Annotated in this window: 15 protein-coding genes; 11 read left to right on the forward strand and 4 right to left on the reverse strand. The window is 64.5% G+C overall.

Annotation, left to right across the window (positions count from 1 at the left end; all coding sequences use genetic code 11):
- The first annotated feature begins 228 nt into the window (after nt 1–228).
- Genes VKZ87_RS09130 through glgP form a run of 3 tightly spaced genes read left to right on the forward strand, consistent with a single transcriptional unit; the run spans nt 229 to nt 5,551 of the window.
- Nucleotides 229–1,449, forward strand: coding sequence for an acetate/propionate family kinase (locus VKZ87_RS09130; RefSeq protein ID WP_324220941.1), 1,221 nt, complete (start codon nt 229–231; stop codon nt 1,447–1,449).
- Nucleotides 1,446–3,800: a phosphoketolase family protein gene (locus tag VKZ87_RS09135; RefSeq protein ID WP_324220942.1), complete on the forward strand. Its 2,355-nt coding sequence runs from the start codon at nt 1,446–1,448 to the stop codon at nt 3,798–3,800. Before VKZ87_RS09130 ends, VKZ87_RS09135 begins: the two co-directional genes overlap by 4 nt.
- A gap of 56 nt (nt 3,801–3,856) precedes the next feature.
- The gene (gene glgP / locus VKZ87_RS09140; protein ID WP_324220943.1) at nt 3,857–5,551 is read left to right on the forward strand and encodes an alpha-glucan family phosphorylase; all 1,695 of its coding nucleotides are present in this window, start codon (nt 3,857–3,859) and stop codon (nt 5,549–5,551) included.
- An 11-nt stretch (nt 5,552–5,562) separates the two neighbouring features.
- Here glgP and VKZ87_RS09145 read toward each other — a convergent pair whose 3' ends face one another.
- From VKZ87_RS09145 to VKZ87_RS09160, 4 genes are read right to left on the reverse strand one after another with little or no spacing between them, the layout of a single operon-like run.
- Nucleotides 5,563–8,286 carry a sensor histidine kinase gene (locus VKZ87_RS09145; RefSeq protein WP_324220944.1) on the reverse strand — a complete coding sequence of 908 codons (2,724 nt, stop codon included), beginning with the start codon at nt 8,284–8,286 and terminating at the stop codon, nt 5,563–5,565.
- 3 nt (nt 8,287–8,289) lie between these two features.
- Nucleotides 8,290–8,508 carry a hypothetical protein gene (locus VKZ87_RS09150; protein ID WP_324220945.1) on the reverse strand — a complete coding sequence of 73 codons (219 nt, stop codon included), beginning with the start codon at nt 8,506–8,508 and terminating at the stop codon, nt 8,290–8,292.
- A 50-nt stretch (nt 8,509–8,558) separates the two neighbouring features.
- Complete coding sequence (locus VKZ87_RS09155) at nt 8,559–8,954, reverse strand: response regulator (RefSeq protein ID WP_324220946.1); 396 nt, start codon at nt 8,952–8,954, stop codon at nt 8,559–8,561.
- A gap of 54 nt (nt 8,955–9,008) precedes the next feature.
- Nucleotides 9,009–10,586 (reverse strand): helix-turn-helix domain-containing protein, encoded by a 1,578-nt coding sequence (locus tag VKZ87_RS09160; protein ID WP_324220947.1) that lies wholly within the window; start codon nt 10,584–10,586, stop codon nt 9,009–9,011.
- A 176-nt stretch (nt 10,587–10,762) separates the two neighbouring features.
- On the opposite strand from VKZ87_RS09160, the gene VKZ87_RS09165 reads away from it, so the two are divergent.
- From VKZ87_RS09165 to VKZ87_RS09200, 8 genes are all read left to right on the forward strand, one after another.
- Nucleotides 10,763–12,109, forward strand: a complete 1,347-nt coding sequence (locus VKZ87_RS09165; RefSeq protein WP_324220948.1) for a substrate-binding protein — start codon at nt 10,763–10,765, stop codon at nt 12,107–12,109.
- Between the two features lie 80 nt (nt 12,110–12,189).
- A complete protein-coding gene (locus tag VKZ87_RS09170; RefSeq protein WP_324220949.1) occupies nt 12,190–13,209 on the forward strand; it encodes a branched-chain amino acid ABC transporter permease in 1,020 nt (339 codons plus the stop codon).
- Between the two features lies 1 nt (nt 13,210).
- Nucleotides 13,211–14,386 (forward strand): branched-chain amino acid ABC transporter permease, encoded by a 1,176-nt coding sequence (locus tag VKZ87_RS09175; RefSeq protein ID WP_324220950.1) that lies wholly within the window; start codon nt 13,211–13,213, stop codon nt 14,384–14,386.
- Nucleotides 14,387–14,394: 8 nt separating this feature from the next.
- Nucleotides 14,395–15,156 carry an ABC transporter ATP-binding protein gene (locus VKZ87_RS09180; protein ID WP_324220951.1) on the forward strand — a complete coding sequence of 254 codons (762 nt, stop codon included), beginning with the start codon at nt 14,395–14,397 and terminating at the stop codon, nt 15,154–15,156.
- On the forward strand, nt 15,153–15,911 hold the full coding sequence (locus VKZ87_RS09185) for an ABC transporter ATP-binding protein (RefSeq protein WP_414655640.1): 759 nt from the start codon (nt 15,153–15,155) through the stop codon (nt 15,909–15,911). Before VKZ87_RS09180 ends, VKZ87_RS09185 begins: the two co-directional genes overlap by 4 nt.
- A 185-nt stretch (nt 15,912–16,096) precedes the next feature.
- A complete protein-coding gene (locus VKZ87_RS09190; RefSeq protein WP_324220961.1) occupies nt 16,097–17,530 on the forward strand; it encodes an FAD/NAD(P)-binding protein in 1,434 nt (477 codons plus the stop codon).
- A 160-nt stretch (nt 17,531–17,690) separates the two neighbouring features.
- Nucleotides 17,691–18,449, forward strand: coding sequence for a DUF4197 domain-containing protein (locus VKZ87_RS09195; protein ID WP_324220952.1), 759 nt, complete (start codon nt 17,691–17,693; stop codon nt 18,447–18,449).
- 260 nt (nt 18,450–18,709) lie between these two features.
- Nucleotides 18,710–19,684: a hypothetical protein gene (locus tag VKZ87_RS09200; protein ID WP_324220953.1), complete on the forward strand. Its 975-nt coding sequence runs from the start codon at nt 18,710–18,712 to the stop codon at nt 19,682–19,684.
- Nucleotides 19,685–19,764: the final 80 nt, after the last annotated feature.

The following is a 19,764-nucleotide window of genomic DNA, read 5'->3' on the forward strand; positions in this document are numbered from 1 at the left end:
GCCTTGCATCCGCGCCGGCGGACGCGCCGATCTAATCCCCTGTTTTAGATCACGGGACCTTGATCGGGATCAATGAATGTCCGGATGGCGGGACGCAGAATGCTGCGGAATCCGGTGAAACATCCCGGACCTCCCGCGGTTGAACCGGTCCGGTGCCACCGGCGAAGACGCCGCGGCGCGGCGGGAGGATGGCCTGAGCCATCGCATGGCAGTTTCCACAGACAACGGATGCAGGGCGCACGCGACATGACGGAAGAGACGGTCCTCGCCCTCAATGCCGGATCCTCCAGCATCAAGTTCGCGCTGTTCCGGCGCGGCGATCCGCCCTGCGAACTGGCGCGCGGCGCCCTGCGCCGCCTCGGCCAGCCAGGCACCACGCTTTCGGTGCGCCGGGAGGGGGAGAACCGGCCCGGCGTCACGCCCGTGCCGCCGCATGCCGACCCGGTCGGATTCCTGCTGGGTTGGCTGCGCGCCAACCTTGCTCTGGACGACATCGTCGCGATCGGTCATCGGGTGGTGAGCGGGGGGCCGGAGCACAGCGTGCCGGAGTGGCTTTCGCCTGCATTGCTGGAAGACCTTCGCCGGTATGCCTTTTTCGCGCCGGACCACATGCCTGCGGCCATCGCGCTGATCGAGCGCCTGCTGGCGGATCTGAACCTGCCGCAGATCGTCTGCTTCGACACGGCCTTCCATGCGGCGCTGCCGACCGAAGCCCGCCTGCTTCCCATTCCCCGCCGTTTCGCCGCGCAGGGCATCCACCGCTATGGCTATCATGGATTGTCCTACGCCTATCTGATGGACAGGTTCCGGCGTCAGGCCGGACCCGAGGCAGCCGGCGGAAGGATTATCCTTGCGCATCTCGGAAGCGGGTCGAGCCTGGCCGCGGTGTCTGGCGGCCGCAGCCGCGATACGACGATGTCGTTCACGCCCAATTCGGGCATTCCGATGGGAACGCGCAGCGGCGACATCGATCCCGGCATCGTCGAGTATCTGGTGGCGCGGGAAGGGCTCGCGGCGACCGAGGTTCACCGGCTGCTGGCCGGCCAGTCGGGACTTCTCGGTCTGTCCGAGACCACCGCGGACATGGCCGATCTTCTCGCGCTGGCAAAGAAGGATGAAAGGGCCGCCGAAGCGGTCGCGGTCTACTGCTACGAGATCCGCAAATGCATCGGAGCCTATGCCGCCGCCCTGGGCGGCATCGATACGCTGATCTTTTCCGGCGGCATCGGCGAGAACGCGCCCGAGATCCGGGCACGGATCTGCTCCGGGCTCGGATTTCTCGGCATCGAAATCGATCACCGGCGGAACACGGCGGGAGAGGAGAGAATCTCTCCCGAGGCCGGCAGGGTCGGCGTCCACGTGTTCCGAACGGACGAGGAAGTCATGATCGCCCGGGCAATGTTCGACATGCTGCAGGAGTCCCGGGCGGCAGAAGGGAGACGGGAATGAGCAAGCTGGAGCCGGAACTGCTGGCGCGCATGGATGCCTACTGGCGGGCAGCCAATTATCTGTCCGTCGGCCAGATTTACCTGATGGACAATCCGCTGCTGCGCGAGCCGCTCACGCTCGACCATGTGAAGCCGCGCCTGCTCGGCCACTGGGGTACGACGCCGGGGCTCAATTTCATCTATGTCCATCTCAACCGGATCATCGTCCGCGACGATCTGAACATGCTGTATGTCACCGGTCCCGGCCATGGCGGACCCGGAATCGTCGCGAATACCTGGCTCGAGGGCACCTACTCGGAACTCTACCCGGAGGTCTCGCAGGATGCTGCCGGGATGAAGAAGCTGTTCACCCAGTTCTCGTTTCCCGGCGGCATCTCCTCCCATGTCGGTGCCGATATTCCCGGCTCGATCAACGAGGGCGGCGAGCTCGGCTATTCGCTGATGCACGCCTTCGGCGCGGCCTTCGACAATCCCGATCTGATCGTCGCCTGCGTGGTGGGCGACGGCGAGGCGGAAACCGGCGCGCTCGCCGCCAGCTGGCATTCGAACAAGTTTCTCAATCCCGCCACGGACGGCGCGGTGCTGCCGATCCTGCATCTGAACGGCTACAAGATCGCCAATCCCACCATACTGGCGCGGATTCCCCGCCATGAGCTGGAGGCCCTGTTCCGCGGCTACGGCTATGAGCCGCATATCGTCGAGGGCGAGGATCCCGCCGCCATGCATCAGGCCATGGCGGCCACGCTCGACCGCTGCATGGACGAGATCCGGGCGATCCAGAGCCGCGCGCGGTCAGAGGGCAGGGTCGAACGGCCGGTCTGGCCGGTGATCATCCTGCGCACGCCGAAAGGCTGGACCGGACCGAAAACCGTCGACGGCCGGAAGACCGAGGGATCATGGCGCTCGCACCAGGTGCCGCTGTCGGGCCTGGCGGACCATCCGGAGCATCTCCGCATTCTCGAGCAGTGGCTGAGGAGCTACCGGCCCGGGGAACTGTTCGACGCCGATGGCCGGCTGAAACCGGAACTGGCCGCGCTGGCGCCGAGGGGGCCGCGGCGCATGAGCGCCAATCCGGCGGCGAATGGCGGGCTGCTGCTGCGCGACCTCCGGCTTCCGGATTTCCGCAGCTATGCGGTTCCCGTCGAGAAGCCCGGCGCCGCGACCGCCGAAGCCACCCGTGTCTTCGGCACTTTCCTGCGCGACGTGATGAAGGCGAACGAGGAGACCCGCAACTTCCGCGTCTTCGGACCCGACGAGACCGCTTCGAACCGGCTCACCGCCCTATTCGAAGCCTCGGCGAAGACTTTCGTCGCCGAGGGCGACCCCGATGACATCGATCTCTCGCCCGATGGCCGCATCATGGAGGTGCTGAACGAGCAGATCTGCCAGGGCTGGCTGGAGGGCTATCTGCTGACCGGGCGGCACGGCTTTTTCTCCTGCTACGAAGCCTTCACCCATATCGTCGATTCGATGGTGAACCAGCATGCCAAATGGCTGAAGGTCTCGAAGGAGGTGCCCTGGCGCCGCTCGATCGCCTCGCTCAATTACCTGCTGACCTCCCATGTCTGGCGGCAGGACCATAACGGCTTCAGCCACCAGGACCCGGGCTTCATCGACCATGTGGTCAACAAGAAGGCCGATGTGGTCCGCGTCTATCTGCCGCCGGATGCGAATACGCTGCTGTCGGTCGCGGATCACTGCCTGCGCAGCCGCGACTACATCAACGTGATCGTCGCCGGCAAGCAGCCCGCGCGGCAGTGGCTCGACATGGACGCGGCGATCCGCCATTGCACGGCGGGACTCGGTATCTGGCGCTGGGCCAGCAGTGACGACGGCGGCGAGCCGGATGCCGTGCTGGCCTGCGCCGGCGACATTCCGACGGTTGAGACGTTGGCCGCCGTGACGCTGCTGCGCCGGCAGTTCCCGGAACTGAAGCTGCGGGTCGTGAATGTCGTCGACCTGATGGCGCTGCAGCCCGAGATTTTCCATCCGCACGGCCTCAGCGACGCGCGGTTCGACCAGATCTTCACCCGCGACCGTCCGATCATCTTTGCCTATCACGGCTATCCCTGGCTCATTCACCGGCTGACATACCGGCGCACCAACCATCACAACCTGCATGTCCGCGGTTATATCGAGGAGGGCACGACCACCACGCCCTTCGACATGACCGTGCTGAACGGTCTCGACCGGTACCACCTCGCCATGGAAGTCGTGCGGCGGATCCCGGGCCTAGCGGTGCGGGCCGCGCATTTCACCCAGCAGCTGCAGGAAAAGCTGGTGGATCATAAGCAGTATATCGCGCGTTACGGCGAGGACATGCCCGAGATCAGGGACTGGGCATGGGAATGACCTGATCCGGATCCGCCGGATCAGGAAACCGGAAAGACCGAGGAGGGCCGTCGCGGATGCCGCGTCTGGACGACTTCGCCCTGCGAACCCGGATCGCGTATTTCTCCATGGAAATCGCGATCAGGCCCGAAATGCGGACCTATTCCGGCGGCCTCGGCATCCTCGCCGGCGACACGGCCCGGTCCTCGGCCGATCTCGGCCTGCCGATTGCCTTCGTCACGCTGGCCTCCCATGAGGGCTATCTCCGTCAGGAGATCGACGCCGAAGGATGGCAGCACGCCCAGCCGGACCCCTGGGCCATCGCCGACTGGGCAGAACCGCTGGATGCGGTCATTGCGGTCCGGATCGAAGGGCGGCCGGTCTGGATCCGGCCCTGGCTGCACGCCCTTACCTCGAAGACCGGGCATTCCGTTCCGGTCATCCTTCTCGACACCAGGCTGCCGCAGAACAGTCCGGAGGACCGCACGATCACCGACAGGCTCTACGGCGGCGATTCCGCCTACCGGCTGAAGCAGGAGATCGTGCTCGGCATCGGCGGCGAGCAGATTCTGCATGCGCTCGGATTCCGGATCCGGATCTACCACCTGAACGAGGGCCATGCGGCCCTGCTAGCCGTCTCCCTGCTGCGGCGCAATCCGGTGCGCAAGATGCGCGGCGCCGGAAGCGGCCTGCTCTACGAAGCCGAGGCCGTGCGGCAGCAATGCGCCTTCACAACCCATACGCCCGTCGAGGTAGGGCATGACAAGTTCAGCTATGAAGAGGTCGAGCGCCATCTCGGCGGTTTCATGGAAATCGCGCAGCTCAAGCTGCTGGCCGGCGACGACCGGCTCAACATGACCAGACTGGCGCTCAATCTCAGCGGCTTCGTCAACGGCGTCGCCCTGCGCCATGCCGAGACGGCACGGAAGATGTTTCCCGACCACAATATCCAGGCGATCACCAATGGCGTGCATGGGCCGACCTGGGCGCATCCCGCGTTGCAGCCACTGTTCGACCGTCTTGCCCCGGGCTGGGAGCTCGATCCGCTGCGGCTGTCCTTTCTGGATCAGGCCGGCAACGAGGAGCTCTGGGAGGCCCATAAGGAAGCCAAGGCGGAACTGATCCGCCAGGTGGAGATGATTTCGGGCGTCCGACTCGATCCGGCGCTGCCGATCCTGTCCTTCGCGCGACGCATGACGGCATACAAGCGTCCGCTGCTGCTGCTGTCCGACCCGGCGCGTCTGCGGCAGATTGCTGCCCGCACACCCTTCCAGATCGTCATGGCCGGCAAGGCGCACCCCCATGACAGCGGCGGGCGCAATGCCGTGCATGAAATCCATCGCTGCATCCGCGAGCTCGCCGGCGCCGTGCCGATGGTGTTTCTTCCCAATTACGGCTGGCGGCTTGGTCATGCCATGGTATCGGGATCCGATCTCTGGCTGAACACGCCGATGCCGCCGCTCGAGGCATCGGGCACCAGCGGCATGAAGGCGGCGCTGAACGGCGTGCTGAATTTCAGCGTGCTGGACGGCTGGTGGGGCGAAGCCTGGATGGAGGGCGTGACCGGATGGGCCATCGGCCAGGATGGCGGCGGTGATGCCGAGCACAGGAACGAACTCTACGACAAGCTGGAGCGCGTGATCCTGCCGCTGTGGTATGGTGACCGTGCCCGCTGGCTCTGGATGATGAAGCAGTCGATCAGCAAGATCGGAACGCGCTTCAGCTCACATACCATGATGCGGCGCTATGCCAGCGAGGCGTATCTGCGCTGAGGCCGGCGCGGCTAGCCGCCGGACCGCGGCAGGCGGACCGAAAAGGTCGAGCCGCGCGGGCTCGAATGGAACAGGCTGAGTGTGCCATCGAGCTGCACCATGATCTGGCGCGATATCGCCAGGCCGAGCCCGCTGCCCTCCTGCCAGCGGGCCTGCTCGCTCCAGCCGCGGGCGAATTTTGAGAACAGGATTTCCTGGTCCTCCCGCGAAATGCCCGGGCCGTTATCGCGCACATGGATCTCCACGAAGGCCGCATCCGTTTCGACCGCCTCGATCCAGGTGACCGGCTCCGGACCGTCATTGTACTTGATCGCATTGGACAACAGGTTGATGAAGACCTGCTGCAGGCGGTCCGGCGCGACGAAGACCGGCAGCGGCCGGTTCCCGAGATTGTCGATCAGCCTGTGTCCGCGCTCCCGCGCCAGGCCGGCCATCGCCGCGATGGCCTGGCGGGCCACGTCGCGGGCATCGACATGCAAGAGCGACCAGGCGACCTGCCCGTTTTCCATCCGGCTGAGATCGAGGATTTCGTCCAGCAGGCGGGTCAGTCGCTCGCTTTCCTGCTGGATGATTTCCAGAAAGCGGCGGGTCTGCATGCTGCCGATCTGCTGCTCGCCGACCAGGATCTCGGCGAAGGAGCGGATCGAGGTCATCGGCGTCCGCAATTCATGGCTGACCCGGCTGAGGAAATCGTCCTTCAGCAGGTCGAGACGGCGCAACTGCTCGTTGGCGCGGCGCAGTTTCTCCGCGGTTTCCTCCAGTTCGTGCGATTTGCGCTCCAGCTCGCGGCTGTAGCGGATTGCCTCCTGAGCCTCGTCGAGAATGGTGATCACCGCCTCGACGGTGATCCGCTCGCCCTTGACGATTCTCGATACCAGCGTTCGCGCCGATGCCGCGCCGACGCTGCTGGCCAACTGGCGTTCGACATAGGCGATCAGCGCCGGATCGGGAACCGGCAGATGGTCGCGGCGACCCTGACGCCGGGCATAATCGCGGAACAGCCGGTAGGCGCGCTCGGCGCCGAGAATGCTCTGGGTCAGGCGGAACAGGTCTTCGGTATGCGCCGAGCGCTGCAGGGCGTCGTCCACATTCGCCGTGTTGTGCTGGAAGATATCCACGAAGACCGCGCTTTGCAGCCGCTCGATCGCGGATTGCTCCGTGAACAGCGAGACGGTGATGTAGAACAGGATGTTGAAGGTCAGGCTCCAGAATAGCCCATGCACCAGGCGGTCCCAGCCGGCGAGGCCGAACATGGCGTCCGGCTTGAGCATCTCTATGCCCCAGGGCCCTTCGGTCACGATGCTGGCGACCGGCCAGCCGGCATTGGCGAAGTTCGGCAGCAGCAGGGTGTAGATCCATACCGCGAAGCCGGCCAGCAGGCCCGCTGTCGCGCCGGCCTTGGTGCCGTTGCGCCAGAAGATACCGCCGATCAGCGCCGGCAGGAACTGTGCCACACCGGTGAACGATACCAGGCCGATGGAGGCGAGCGGGTTCGTCGACGTAATGGCGCGGTAGTAGACATAGCCCAGGATCAGGATCGCGGCGATGCTCATGCGGCGCACCGCCAGCAGCGTGCCGGAGAAGTCGCCGCTGCCCGGCTGGCTGAAGCGGGGCAGGCGCAGCAGCAGCGGCGTCACCAGATGATTGGAGATCATGATCGAGAGCGCGATGCTGGCCATGATCACCATCGAGGTTCCCGCCGACAACCCGCCGATGAAGGCGAGCAGCGCCAGGTAGGGATGATCGAAGCGCAGCGGAAGCGTCAGGACGTAGAGATCGGGGTTGGCGCCCTGCGGCAGATGGGTGACGCCGGTTATCGCCACCGGAATGACGAAAAGGCTGAACAGCATGAGATAGAGCGGAAACAGCCATGAGGCGGTGGCGAGATGCCGCTCGTCCGAATTCTCCACGACGGCAACCTGGAACTGTCGCGGCAGGCAGATCATCGCGGCGGCGGCGAGGAAGATGGTTGCCACCCAGCGGGGCTCGAAGCCTGGCGAAAACATGTAGAGGCGCTGCAGCTCGGGGTACTCGGCCGCGCGGTAGAACATGTCGCGGACGCCGTCATTCAGGCCATAGATGGCGAACAGCGCGATGACGCCTAGGCTGAACAGTTTGACGATCGACTCGAAGGCAATCGCGGCCACCACGCCGGGATGCCGTTCGTCGGCGCCGAGATTGCGGGTGCCGAACAGGATGACGAAGGCGGCCATGCAGACCGCCACCCAAAGGCCGGTATCGCCGAATGCACCGTGCTCGCCGGCCGGACCGGGCGGGAAGTCCGGGTTGTCGCTGAGCGCGTTGAACGAGGCGGTGATCGCCTTCAGCTGCAGCGCGATGTAGGGCATTACGCCAACCACGGCGATGACGGTCACCAGCGCCGAGATCCAGGCACTCTTGCCGTAACGCGCGGAGAGAAAGTCGGCGATCGAGGTGATGCGCTGGGCCTTGCTGATGCGGACCAGCTTGCGCAGCAGAAACCACCAGGCCATCAGCATCAGCGTCGGACCGATATAGATGGTCAGGAATTCCAGCCCGTTGCGCGCCGCCGAACCGACGGCGCCGAAAAACGTCCATGACGTGCAGTAGACGGCAAGCGAGAGGGTATAGCTCAGCGACGAGCCGACGAAGCGGCCCGCGCCGCGGTCGACACGGCGCTCGGTATACCAGGCCAGCAGGAACAATCCGCCCAGGTAGAGCCCGGCAACCGTGACGATGAGGCCGGAGCTGAGCATTGCTCAGGGCGGCCCTGATTCGTGTCTGTCCAACCCGGGCGGAGCGTCGTCATGGCCCGGCGCGAGTTCCCGCACCAGCCGGCGCGAGACCATGGCGGAAAGGATGATGCCGACAAGCCAGAGAACGAAAATGTAGATGTGCAGGACGGGAATACCGAACAGCTGATCGTCGCGGCTGAGGATTCTCAGATAGGGCGGCATGAACAGAAGCAGCCCCGCCAAAGGCAGTATCCATGCGAGATCGCGGTATCGTCTGCCCGGCGACATGGATCCTATCTTCCGCCTGATGTCATCCGTCGTGGCGCCTCCAGCAGCCGGGCGACACGGGTGACGAGATCATGGTTGGAAAACGGCTTGGTGACGAAATCGTCGACGCCGAGATCGGTCATGCGCCGGCGGTCGGCATCCTGCCCCTTGGCCGTCAGGACCATGACGGGCAGCGTCTTCAGCGCCATGTTGTGCCGGATCTCGGCGAGGATTTCGAAGCCGTTCGCCGTCGGCAGCATGATGTCGAGGATCAGCAGGTCGGGCCGGGAGCGCGTGATCGCCGGCAGAACCGCGGCACCATCGCCCACGGCGGTCACCTGGTGGCCTTCGCGGGACAGCAAAAAGGTCAGTGACTCAACGATATAAGGCTCATCTTCGGCGATCAGAATCCGCCTGAGCATCGGTACCCTCCCCACAGGCGGTCGGATTCTGCGTGGACCGCTGCTGCCGGTGCATCATGGCATGGCCTGTGGAGAGAGGCGAGTATCTTTGGTCGAAGCGGTCGAGGCGAGAATGGCGGGATGCGCGCGTTGCGGGCAATCAACGCGGCTGCACGAGCGGCATGCGAAACCGGCCGGTGTTCCGCTGCGGGGATCGCGCGCATAGGCGTCGCCGTATACGATCCGGCTGCTGTGGATCGCATCGCAGCCGATCATGATGCTGAACAGCGTTTCCGGCTGTCCGTAGCCCACCACGCGTTTCGCAACGCAACGGGCAATCAGCAGATACCGTTCGCCTTCGGGCATCAGGGCCATCTGGGTGACCACACGATCCGGCGTCCGGAATGCGGCATAAAGCGGCCAGAGCGGGCAGGCGCCACCGAACCGCGGCATGTGCAGCCCCAGGGTGCTGAACCGCTTCGACAGGTTGCCGGCAGGATCGCTGCGCAGAAAGGCGAACGGAACGCCCTCGGCCTCCGGGCGGCGCAAGGTCACCAGCCGATGGGCGATCTGCTCGATGCTGCCGCCGAACTGCTGGGCGAGACGGTCGAGATCGTAGCGCCAGCGTTCCGCCGCGGCGAGAAACCCGTCATAGGGAAACAGCAGTGCGCCCGCGGCGTAGCCCGCCAGTGCGCGGCGGCACAGCGCCTCGGCGGCATCGCTGCTGATGAACCGCCGGTCTGCGGCCATCTCCGCCAGAAGATCGCCGAACTCGAGGCCGACCAGGGCGCGCGCCAGCGCGAAACGGCGGCTCGGTTCCGGCAAGGTCCCGTCTATGCGGATGATCGCACTGTCCTCGGGATCGGCGGCTTCACCGGCCGCTTCGTCCCGGATGATCAAATTATGAGCCGTCCTGAGCCGCTCCGCGATGACGGCCGCCGATGGCCGTTCCCCGCCGAGCCGGCGCCGCAGCGCATCGGCGGCTTCCTCCAGCGCGGGGAAATGGCTTCGGTGGTAGTTGATGAAATCGTCGATCTCGTCTTCCGGTGATGCCGGCATCGCGCTGCCCGGTCCCGAACTCAGCAGGTCGACCATCGCCCGCACACCGGTGGCGAGCTGTTCGGCCTCGGTGGCGACGATCCCGGCATAGCGGCGCCGCCGGGGTGCCTTGAGATCCGGATACTGCTCGAGGATTTCGGCGAAGGAGCGGATCGCGGTGCTGCGGCTGAGAATTGCATGGCTCAGCCCGATCAGCGCGGAATCCTGGCTGAGGCGGTCCGACAGCGCGCTGGCCGTTTCCGTGGCGTCGCGGTAGCGGCGATGCAGCTGCAGGAAAGCGCGGGCCCAGTCCGGCGCCGCGGCGATCAGCTGCAGCGCCTGATCCTCTTCGGCCGGCATGTCCGGATAGATGCGCGCCAGTTCCAGCAGATCCTGGGTCAGCCTGAGATTTTCGCTTCCGCTCAGATGACTCGGCTCGACCCCCAGCGCGGCCGCGATCCGCTTCAGCAGGGCGCCGCCGATCGGCCGTTTCTCGTTCTCGATCAGATTCAGATAGGCGGTCGAAATGCCGACGGCTGCCGCCAGCGCGCTCTGGGTCAGGCGCTTTTTGCGGCGCTGCTGGCGGATCTGTCCGCCGGTGGGGAAACGGGTCACATCGGCACCGCTGTTAAAGTTATTTACAGCAAAATTCCCTGTTGAATGCGGATTTTCACAAAAGTTATCAGCCGGCACAAGCTTTTATTGCTGCTACCGGGAGGGCCCATAAGGATGAGGCAAGGGCATCAGCCTGTATGCCGCGCATGCGGTCAAACAAACGGGAGGAATTCACCATGGGCGTATTCGACAAGCCGTATTCCCGCCGCTCGGTTCTGCGGACCGGCAGCATCATCGCCGGCTCCTCGCTGGCCGCGCCGTCCTTCTTCATGCGCGATGCCTGGGCGGAGGATTTCCGCAACAATCCGGCCAAATCGAAATCCGTGAAGTTCGGCTGGACCGTGCCGCAGACCGGCGCCTATGCCGATGAAGGGGCCGACGAGCTGCGCGCCTTCCAGCTCGCCGTGAAGCACCTCAACGGCGAGGGCGACGGCGGCATGCTGAAGACGATGAAGCCGCTGGCGCTGAAGGGCAACGGCGTTCTGGGCAAGAAGGTCGAATACGTCACCGGCGACACGCAGACCAAATCGGATGCCGCGCGCGCCACGGCCAGGCGCATGATCGAGAAGGACGGCATCATCATGTTCTCCGGCGGCTCGTCCTCGGGCGTTGCCGTGGCGATGCAGTCGCTGGCACAGGAGATGGGCATCGTCTTCATGTGCGGTCTGACCCATTCCAACGACACCACGGGCAAGGACAAGCGCCGCTATGGCTTCCGGCACTTCTTCAACGCCTACATGTCGGGCCAGGCGCTCGGCCCGGTGCTGGAGGAGCGCATGGGCAAGGAGCGCCGCGCTTACCACCTGACCGCCGACTACACCTGGGGCTGGACCCAGGAGGAGTCGCTCATCAACGCCACCGAGAAGATCGGCTGGCAGACCGTGAAGGCGGTTCGCACGCCGCTCGGCATCGGTGACTTCTCGCAGTACATCACGCCGGTGCTCAATTCCGGCGCCGACGTCCTGATCCTGAACCATTACGGCAAGGACATGGTCAACTCCCTGACCCAGGCCGTGCAGTTCGGCCTGCGCGACAAGCAGGTCAACGGAAAGAATTTCGAGATCGTCGTTCCGCTCTACTCGCGCCTGATGGCCCAGGGTGCCGGCAAGAACATCCAGGGCATCCTCGGCACCACCAACTGGCACTGGACCCTGCAGGACGAGGCGACCAAGAACTTCGTCAAGTCCTTCGGCAACGAATACGGCTTCCCGCCGTCGCAGGCCGCCCATACCTGCTACGTCCAGGCGCTGCTCTACGCCGATGCCTGCGAGAGGGCCGGCACCTTCTATCCGCCGGAAGTCATCAAGGCGCTGGAAGGTTTCAAGTTCGACGGCACCGGCAACGGTCCGACCGAGTATCGCGCCGACGACCATCAGTGCTTCAAGGATGTCTATGTGATGGAGGGCAACAAGAATCCCTCCAGCCAGTTCGACATCCTGAAACTGGTCAAGCAGGTTCCGCGCAACGCGGTCGAATACGACGCCAAGATCTTCGGCGGCGATCTCGGGCCCTACAAGGTCTGATCCTGCCGTCGTTCCGGCCGGCCGCCACTGCCCCGGCGGCCGGCCGTTCTGCCGTCCGATCACTGGAACCCGTTGCGGACATGGACGAGATTCTTCTGCAGATTCTGAACGGCCTCGACAAGGGCGGCGCCTATGCGCTGATCGCCCTCGGCCTGACGCTGGTTTTCGGCACGCTGGGCGTGGTGAATTTCGCCCACGGCGCCATCTTCATGCTCGGCGCCTTCTGCGCCGTCACGTTCCAGAAGCTTCTGACGCTTTCGGTCAAGATCAAGGATCCGAACGTCACCTTCTTCGACGCCTACAAGGAACAGCCCTATCTCGAAATCTGGTTCGGGGATCTGGGTCTCGCGATCATCGACTTCGCCGTCCCGCTGGCCATCCTGCTCGCCATTCCGGTCATGCTGCTGCTCGGGCTGGCAATGGAGCGCGGCCTGATCCGGTATTTCTACAAGCGGCCCCATGCGGAGCAGATTCTGGTCACCTTCGGCTTGGCCATCGTGCTGCAGGAGATCGTCAAGTCCTTCTTCGGCGCCAATCCGATTCCACTGCCGCCGCCCGCCATCTTCACCGGCAGCGCCGATCTCGGCGCATGGATCGGCTTCGACCCCGGAGCGATCGTCTACCCGTGGTGGCGCCTGGTCTATCTGGCTTTCTCGCTGATCGTCATCGGTCTGGTCTTTTCGTTCCTGCAGTTCACGACCTACGGCATGGTGGTGCGGGCCGGCATGCAGGACCGGGAAACGGTCGGCCTGCTCGGCATCAACATCGAGCGGCGCTTCACCGTCGTCTTCGGCATCGCCGCCGTGGTCGCCGGACTTGCCGGCGTGATGTACACGCCGGTGCTGCCGCCCGACTACCACATGGGCATGGACTTCCTGGTGCTCTCCTTCGTCGTGGTTGTCGTCGGCGGCATGGGATCGCTGGGCGGCGCGGTGGCCGCCGGCTTCCTGCTCGGCATCCTGCAATCCTTCGCCTCGATGAACCAGATCAAGGCGCTGCTGCCGGGCATCGACCAGATCATCATCTATGCGGTTGCCGTCGCGATCCTGCTGCTGCGGCCGCGCGGCCTGTTCGGGCGTCGCGGCGTCATGGAGACCTGACATGGAAAGCCCATCCCCCCGCAACGATCTCGTTCTGCTGCTGGGCTTTGCCGCGGCGGTGCTGGCCATGCCGCTGTGGATGCAGCCCTTCGGCGGCGCCTATCCGGACCTGCTGCAGAAATTCGCCATCTACGGAATCTTCGCCGTCGGGTTCAACATCCTGTTCGGCCTGACCGGCTATCTCTCCTTCGGTCACGCGGCCTTCCTGGGCGTCGGCTCCTATGCGGCCGTGTGGTCGTTCAAGCTGTTCACCATGAACGTGGTGCCGGCGGTCCTGATCGGCACCCTGGTGGGCGGGGTCTTTGCCGCGCTGATCGGCTATGTCAGCCTCCGGCGCTCGGGGATCTATTTCTCGATCCTCACGCTGGCCTTCGCCCAGATGTGTTATAACCTCGCCTATTCGGTGCTGACGCCGATCACCAACGGCGAGACCGGCCTGCAGCTTTCCCAGCAGGATCCCCGCATCCTCGATCCCGCCGCCGAATCCGGATCCGGGCTGCCCTGGCCAGAGCTGTTCGGCATCGAGATGACCGGCTATGCCGGATTCTATTTCTGCGCGGCAGTGCTGATCATTGCCTTCGCCGTGTCCATGCGCATCTACCGGTCGCCCTTCGGGATGATGCTGCGGGCGATCAAGTCCAACCAAGTCCGGATGAACTATACCGGCTTCAACACCCGGCCCTACACGCTCACCGCCTTCATCATTTCCGGCATGTATGCCGGTCTGGCCGGCAGCCTGATGGCGGTGACCGATCCGCTGGCGGGCGCCGAACGCATGCAGTGGACCGCATCGGGCGAGGTCGTGCTGATGACCATTCTCGGCGGCACCGGCACTCTCGTCGGGCCGATCCTCGGCGCCGCCCTGATCAAGTATTTCGAGAATATCTTCTCGGCATACAACGACGCCTCTCTGCATGAGATCTTCGCCTTCCTTCCCGATCCGCTCGAGAAGGCGGCGGTGGCCGTACTGGGCGAGTTCGTCGGCGAGGGCTGGCACCTCACGCTCGGCGTGATGTTCATGCTGATCGTCATCTTCATGCCGGGCGGCCTGATGGAGGGGATCCGCCGGCTGCGGGGTCTGGTTCTGCGCCGATCTGCGGCGGCAGCACCGGCTCCGGTTCCGGCTCCGGCGCCCGCACCGACCCCGGCCCCCGAACGCTCCTACGCTGCCGATTAGGTGTCCCCATGAGCAATGTTGTCCTGAATGTCAGCGATGTGCAGAAATCCTTCGGCGGCCTGCGGGCGCTGAGTGACATCAATCTGCAGATCGAAAGCGGCAAGACGCATGCCATCATCGGTCCCAACGGCGCCGGCAAGTCGACGCTGCTGAATGTCTGCGTCGGGCGGATCATCCCCGACAGCGGCTCGGTCATCTTCGATGGCCAGGTTCTGACGGGCAAGAAGCCGCACCAGATCAACCAGGCCGGCGTGGCCCGGGTCTTCCAGACTCCGGAGATCTTTCCCGATCTCACCCTGCTGCAGAATGTGATGGTGCCCGCCTTCGCGCGCCGCGACGGCGCCTTCCGCTTCAATGCCGCAATCGACCTGCGCAGCGAGGCGGAGTTGCGGGATGAGGCCGAGGATGTCCTGCAGGACCTCGGCCTCCACGATCTCCGCAATCACCTTGCCGGCAGCCTGTCGCGCGGCGACAAGCGTCGTCTCGAGCTGGCGATGTGCCTGATCCAGAAGCCGAAGCTGCTGCTGCTGGACGAGCCGACCGCCGGCATGTCCCGGCATGATACCAACCGCACCATCGAGCTGCTGCAGCGGATCAAGGGACGCGGGATGACCAAGATCGTCATCGAGCATGACATGCATGTGGTGTTCAGCCTTGCCGACCGCATCAGCGTCCTGGCCCAGGGCGCGATCATCGCTGAGGGCAGCCCGGACGAGGTCCGGGGCAACCCGGTGGTGCAGGAAGCCTATCTCGGGGGAGCGCATCTGTGACGACAACGGCCACGACAATCGAACGCCCCTCCGCGCCGGCCGCCGCCGCGGCATCCTTCCTGTCGGTACGCAACGTGCATTCCTATTACGGCGAGAGCTACATCGTGCAGGGCGTCAGCTTCGATGTGCGGGAGGGTGAGATCGTGGCGCTGCTGGGCCGTAACGGCGCCGGCAAGACGTCGACGCTGCGCTCCATCGCGCGGACCGCCGAGCCGGTCGTGCGGCAGGGCGAGATCTGGCTGGACGGCCATGCGCTGCACAGGATGGCGTCGTTCCAGGCGGCGCAGGCGGGCGTATCGCTCGTGCCGGAGGATCGCCGGATCATCGCCGGCCTCACGGTGGAGGAGAATCTCATCCTGGCGCAGATCGCCGGTCCGAAGGGCTGGCCGCTCGAGCGCATCTACGAGCATTTCCCCCGCCTGGCCGAGCGTCGCCGGCAGGAGGCGACCACGATGTCGGGCGGCGAGCAGCAGATGCTGGCCGTGGCCAGGGCGCTTGCCCGAGACCTGAAGCTGCTGCTGCTGGACGAGCCTTATGAAGGGCTGGCGCCGGTGATCGTGAAGGAGATCGAGCGCATCCTGGAAGGGGTGAAGATGCTCGGCATCACGACCATCATCGTCGAGCAGAATGCCATCGCCGCGCTGCAGCTCGCCGACCGCGCGATTATTCTCGACATGGGCGAGGTGGTTTTCCAGGGAACGGCACGGCAGGTGCTCGAAGACGCGGATCTGCGGCAGCAGTATCTGGCAATCTAGACCGGCCGGCTGCGGCGCTCGCATCGGCACCGACAATGGCGGGCATTTGCTGCCGCACCGCGGTTTTCCCGACGGAATCATGGCCATCGCCGTCCTGCCGTCGCGGCAGCGGCCGAAAAGGTTCCGCGCGCCAGGCAAAAATTTAGGTCTTCTATCAGGCGGTTCTGGCGGGCATGATGGACGTTATGCATACCGGCCGTCACCGAAGAATCGCGATCGTGGGTGGAGGATTGAGCGGCGCAGCCATGCTCATCTCTCTTCTGCGATCGCAGTATGCCGGCGAAATCATCATCCATGAACCCGAGCCGGAAATCGGCCCAGGTCTGCCCTATGGTGCGGCGGCACCGTGGCATCAGCTGAATGTGATCGCAACCCGGGCCAGCCTGCGCGAGGAGGATCCGGATCACTGGTGGCAATGGGCAAAGATCCATGGCCCGGCGCTGGGCTGGCCGGACACAAGGCACGCAGACTCTCATTCCTATCTGCCCCGTCGCCTGTTTGGTCATTACATCCGGTTCGAGCTTGCCGAGGCGCGCCGCGGCAATCCTCACGCGACGGTGACGCATGAGCGCTCTCCGGTCGTGTCGATCGAAGAGGCGGCTTCGGGCTTCCTGATCACCAGCCGGGACGGGCTGGTATCCTTCTGCGACAGTGTCGTTCTGGCCATCGGCGCGCCCTCGCCGAACCGGTTGCAGGTTCCCGGCGCGGCAGCGCTTCGCGCCGCAGGTCGCTGGATCGATGATCCATGGGATCCTGTCAGGCTTCGTGCGCTTCCGCCCGACCAGCCGGTGCTGATCGTCGGTTCTGCCCTTACCATGGCCGATACGGTGGTTTCCCTGAGGCAGCTCGGCCATTGCGGGCAGATCCTTGTTCTGTCCCGCCACGGCATCGTTCCGGAGGAACGGCGCGAGCAGCCAACGCGTCCCTCGGGTCTGTCGGCCGATCTGTCCGTTCTTCCTCTCAGCACGCTGCTGCGTCAGCTGCGCCATGCGGTGGCACTGCACGGACAGGACAGATGGCAGGGCGTCTTCGAGGATCTGCGCTCGTATTCGAATGCGCTCTGGTGTAGCCTGCCGACGGAAGCGCGGCGGCAGTTCATGCGGCATCTCAGGCCATACTGGGATGCCCATCGCTTCCGTATGCCGCCGGAAACGGCGCAGATCGTCACCGGCCTTCGCGCGGCCGGCATCCTCCGGGTTCTGAAGGGTCGGCTGAATGACGTCGCGTTGACCGGTGATGGCATACGGGCACGCGCCGTCATCCGGGGCCAGGGCGGCATTGTCGAGATGCAGGCATCGGCGGTCATCGACTGCACCGGGCCGCGGCAATCCGACAATGACTGGGCCGGCGGATTGCTGGAGCAGATGCAGCAGCATGGCATGGTGCAAACCTCGCCCTGCGGCATCGGCATCCATGCCACTCCGGAAGGCGAGATTCTGGCATCCGGCGACCGGATCGTTCCCGGCCTTTACGGCCTTGGGCCTGCTCTCAGGGGCACGCTGCTTGAGACCACCGCGATCGCCGAGATACGGCAGCAGGCATCGATGACCGCGGAGCGGCTGGTCGACGGCTGGCAGATTCCCGGTCGCAGCGGAATGCGGCCGCGGGCCACCGCGTGACGCTCGGTGAAGACGCGCGCGGCGTCGTTCAAGGCTTAGTCCGATCCGTTGCCATTCGGCCCGGCCAGACCATCTTCAGAGTCCGGCATCGCTCCGTCAGGCAGAGGCATGATCCTGCTGTGCAGGCGGAGCGCGGCGCACGCGGAAGGGAGTACCCACCATGCGGACATTTTCTCGCCGTTCCGTTCTCCTGACAGCATCTCTGCTGGTTCCGGGTGCCGCCCGCGCCCAGGGATTGCTGGAGCAGGGCCGCAATCTCCTGAAACAGGCACCGGGAGGCAGTTCCGGCTCCTCGAAATCCGCGGGCAGCGGCCTTTCCCAGGGGGAGATCGGCTCCGGCCTGAAGGAAGCCCTGAGCGTCGCGTCCAGAAGGGTGGTCGATCGCACGGGAAAAGTGGACGGCTTCAACGGAGACCCGGCCATCCGCATTCCCCTTCCGGGCCCTCTCCAGAAGCTCGAAGGCGCCCTGAAGACTGTCGGCGCCGGCGGGATGCTGAGCGACCTGCAACTCAAGATGAACCGGGCGGCCGAACAGGCGGCGCCGAAGGCGCTCGACATCTTCCGGAATGCCATATCGAAGATGAGCATCTCCGACGCCAAGGCCATCCTGTCCGGTCCGAACGACGCGGCCACCCAGTATTTCCGGAAGCAGACGTCGGGCGATCTGACCACGGCCTTCAAGCCGGTCGTGGACAGGTCGCTTGCGGATGTGGGGGCCGTCCAGTCGTTCAAGGCGGTGCAGGGAAGGGCCAGCGGCATCCCGCTGGCCGGCCAGGAAGTCCAGTCGCTGAACCTGACGGACTATACCGTCCAGAAGGCGCTGGATGGACTGTTCCATTATCTCGGGACCGAAGAGGCAGCCATCAGGACCAATCCCGCCGCCAGGACAACCGATCTGCTGAAGAAGGTCTTCGCATAGTCCCGAAGGTTTTGAGCGCAGTCGAAAACAAGAGCGGCAGCGGAGCCGAGCTGAAAGAAACGCTCTGTTACAGGCGGCATCCGCATCGTGCTGCTGCCACGCGGCCACCGGGCGCCACGATCATGATCATAGTGACAGAGGCTGGGCTGCGAATGGCACATCTGTGACAATGGCGAGGCGCTTATCCTGCGCGCGCAGTGCCGCTTGACGACCGTCATCGCGCTTGGCCTGCTTTTCCGCAGCACGCTGAGGGAAATACCATGGCCAAGATAGGTGTTTACTTCGATGCAAAGGCGAGTGATGAGGAGCGGCGCGCCGCAATCTATTCGGGCGACATCTTCATCTATTCAGCAACGCCGGCTTCGCTTGCGCTGATTGGATTTGCCTGGGAGCTTTTGCGCGAGGCCTTTTCCGGCCTCAATCCGCGCGCTGTTCACAATCACAAGACCAAAGAAGAGGTCGCGGCAGTCCTGCTGAAGCTGAAGCCGTATTTCATTCACCATCCGCGCTGCAAGGAACTGCTTCCGCAGCTTCTCGCCGAACTGGGCTGCAATCTCGACGAAACCTATTTCGATGTGCCACGGCTGCGCTCGGCTTACCCGTCCAATTTCCTGACGACCGGTATCGCCTATGCATTCCCGCCGCATCGGGATACGTGGTTCTCGGCCCCGTTCTGCCAGGTTAACTGGTGGATTCCTTTGCACGAAATCACACCCGAGAATGCCATGGGGTTTTACCCACACCTGTTCGACACGGCAGTGGAGAACAACAGCGAGATTTACAATTACTACGAATGGAACGTGGCGCGCGGCGAACAGGCGAAGCAGATCGGCTCACGGCAGATGATTGTGCCCGGTGACGTGCAGGGGCCTGCGACGACATATCTGCCGGAACCAGGTGGCATCATCGCCTTCTCCGGCGCGCAGCTCCATCAGACGATGCCGAATACCAGCGGCCTGTGCCGCTACAGTATCGATTTCCGCACTGTCCACATCGACGATGCATTCGCCAAGCGTGGCGCGCGGAATGTGGATTCGCGGAGCACCGGGTCGGCAATCCGGGATTACCTCAAGGCCTCCGACCCAACCGAACGCCTGCCTGAACGGGTCATCGTATGCTACAATGATGGCACTGAGGCGAAGGGCGCCCTCATCCACGATGGCTATCTGGCGCAACTTGGGCGGCAGAGCCGGGAGATTTCCGGAAGGCGTGATGTAGCTGCGCCGGAAGATTGACGTCGCGGCGCTCGCTATTCCAATCTGCTTGCGTAATTCAATCTGCAAAAGACAAGCTGACACGGAAATGCCGGTCAGAT

Source organism: Ferrovibrio sp., from assembly GCF_035304305.1.
GTDB lineage: Bacteria > Pseudomonadota > Alphaproteobacteria > Ferrovibrionales > Ferrovibrionaceae > Ferrovibrio.

Coding starts and splice junctions, on each gene's coding strand:
- VKZ87_RS09130 (WP_324220941.1), top strand. CDS start 229: ATGCAGGGCGCACGCGACATGACGGAAGAGACGGTCCTCGCCCTCAAT.
- VKZ87_RS09135 (WP_324220942.1), top strand. CDS start 1,446: ATGAGCAAGCTGGAGCCGGAACTGCTGGCGCGCATGGATGCCTACTGG.
- glgP (WP_324220943.1), top strand. CDS start 3,857: ATGCCGCGTCTGGACGACTTCGCCCTGCGAACCCGGATCGCGTATTTC.
- VKZ87_RS09145 (WP_324220944.1), bottom strand. CDS start 8,286: ATGCTCAGCTCCGGCCTCATCGTCACGGTTGCCGGGCTCTACCTGGGC.
- VKZ87_RS09155 (WP_324220946.1), bottom strand. CDS start 8,954: ATGCTCAGGCGGATTCTGATCGCCGAAGATGAGCCTTATATCGTTGAG.
- VKZ87_RS09165 (WP_324220948.1), top strand. CDS start 10,763: ATGGGCGTATTCGACAAGCCGTATTCCCGCCGCTCGGTTCTGCGGACC.
- VKZ87_RS09170 (WP_324220949.1), top strand. CDS start 12,190: ATGGACGAGATTCTTCTGCAGATTCTGAACGGCCTCGACAAGGGCGGC.
- VKZ87_RS09175 (WP_324220950.1), top strand. CDS start 13,211: ATGGAAAGCCCATCCCCCCGCAACGATCTCGTTCTGCTGCTGGGCTTT.
- VKZ87_RS09180 (WP_324220951.1), top strand. CDS start 14,395: ATGAGCAATGTTGTCCTGAATGTCAGCGATGTGCAGAAATCCTTCGGC.
- VKZ87_RS09190 (WP_324220961.1), top strand. CDS start 16,097: ATGCATACCGGCCGTCACCGAAGAATCGCGATCGTGGGTGGAGGATTG.
- VKZ87_RS09195 (WP_324220952.1), top strand. CDS start 17,691: ATGCGGACATTTTCTCGCCGTTCCGTTCTCCTGACAGCATCTCTGCTG.
- VKZ87_RS09200 (WP_324220953.1), top strand. CDS start 18,710: ATGGCCAAGATAGGTGTTTACTTCGATGCAAAGGCGAGTGATGAGGAG.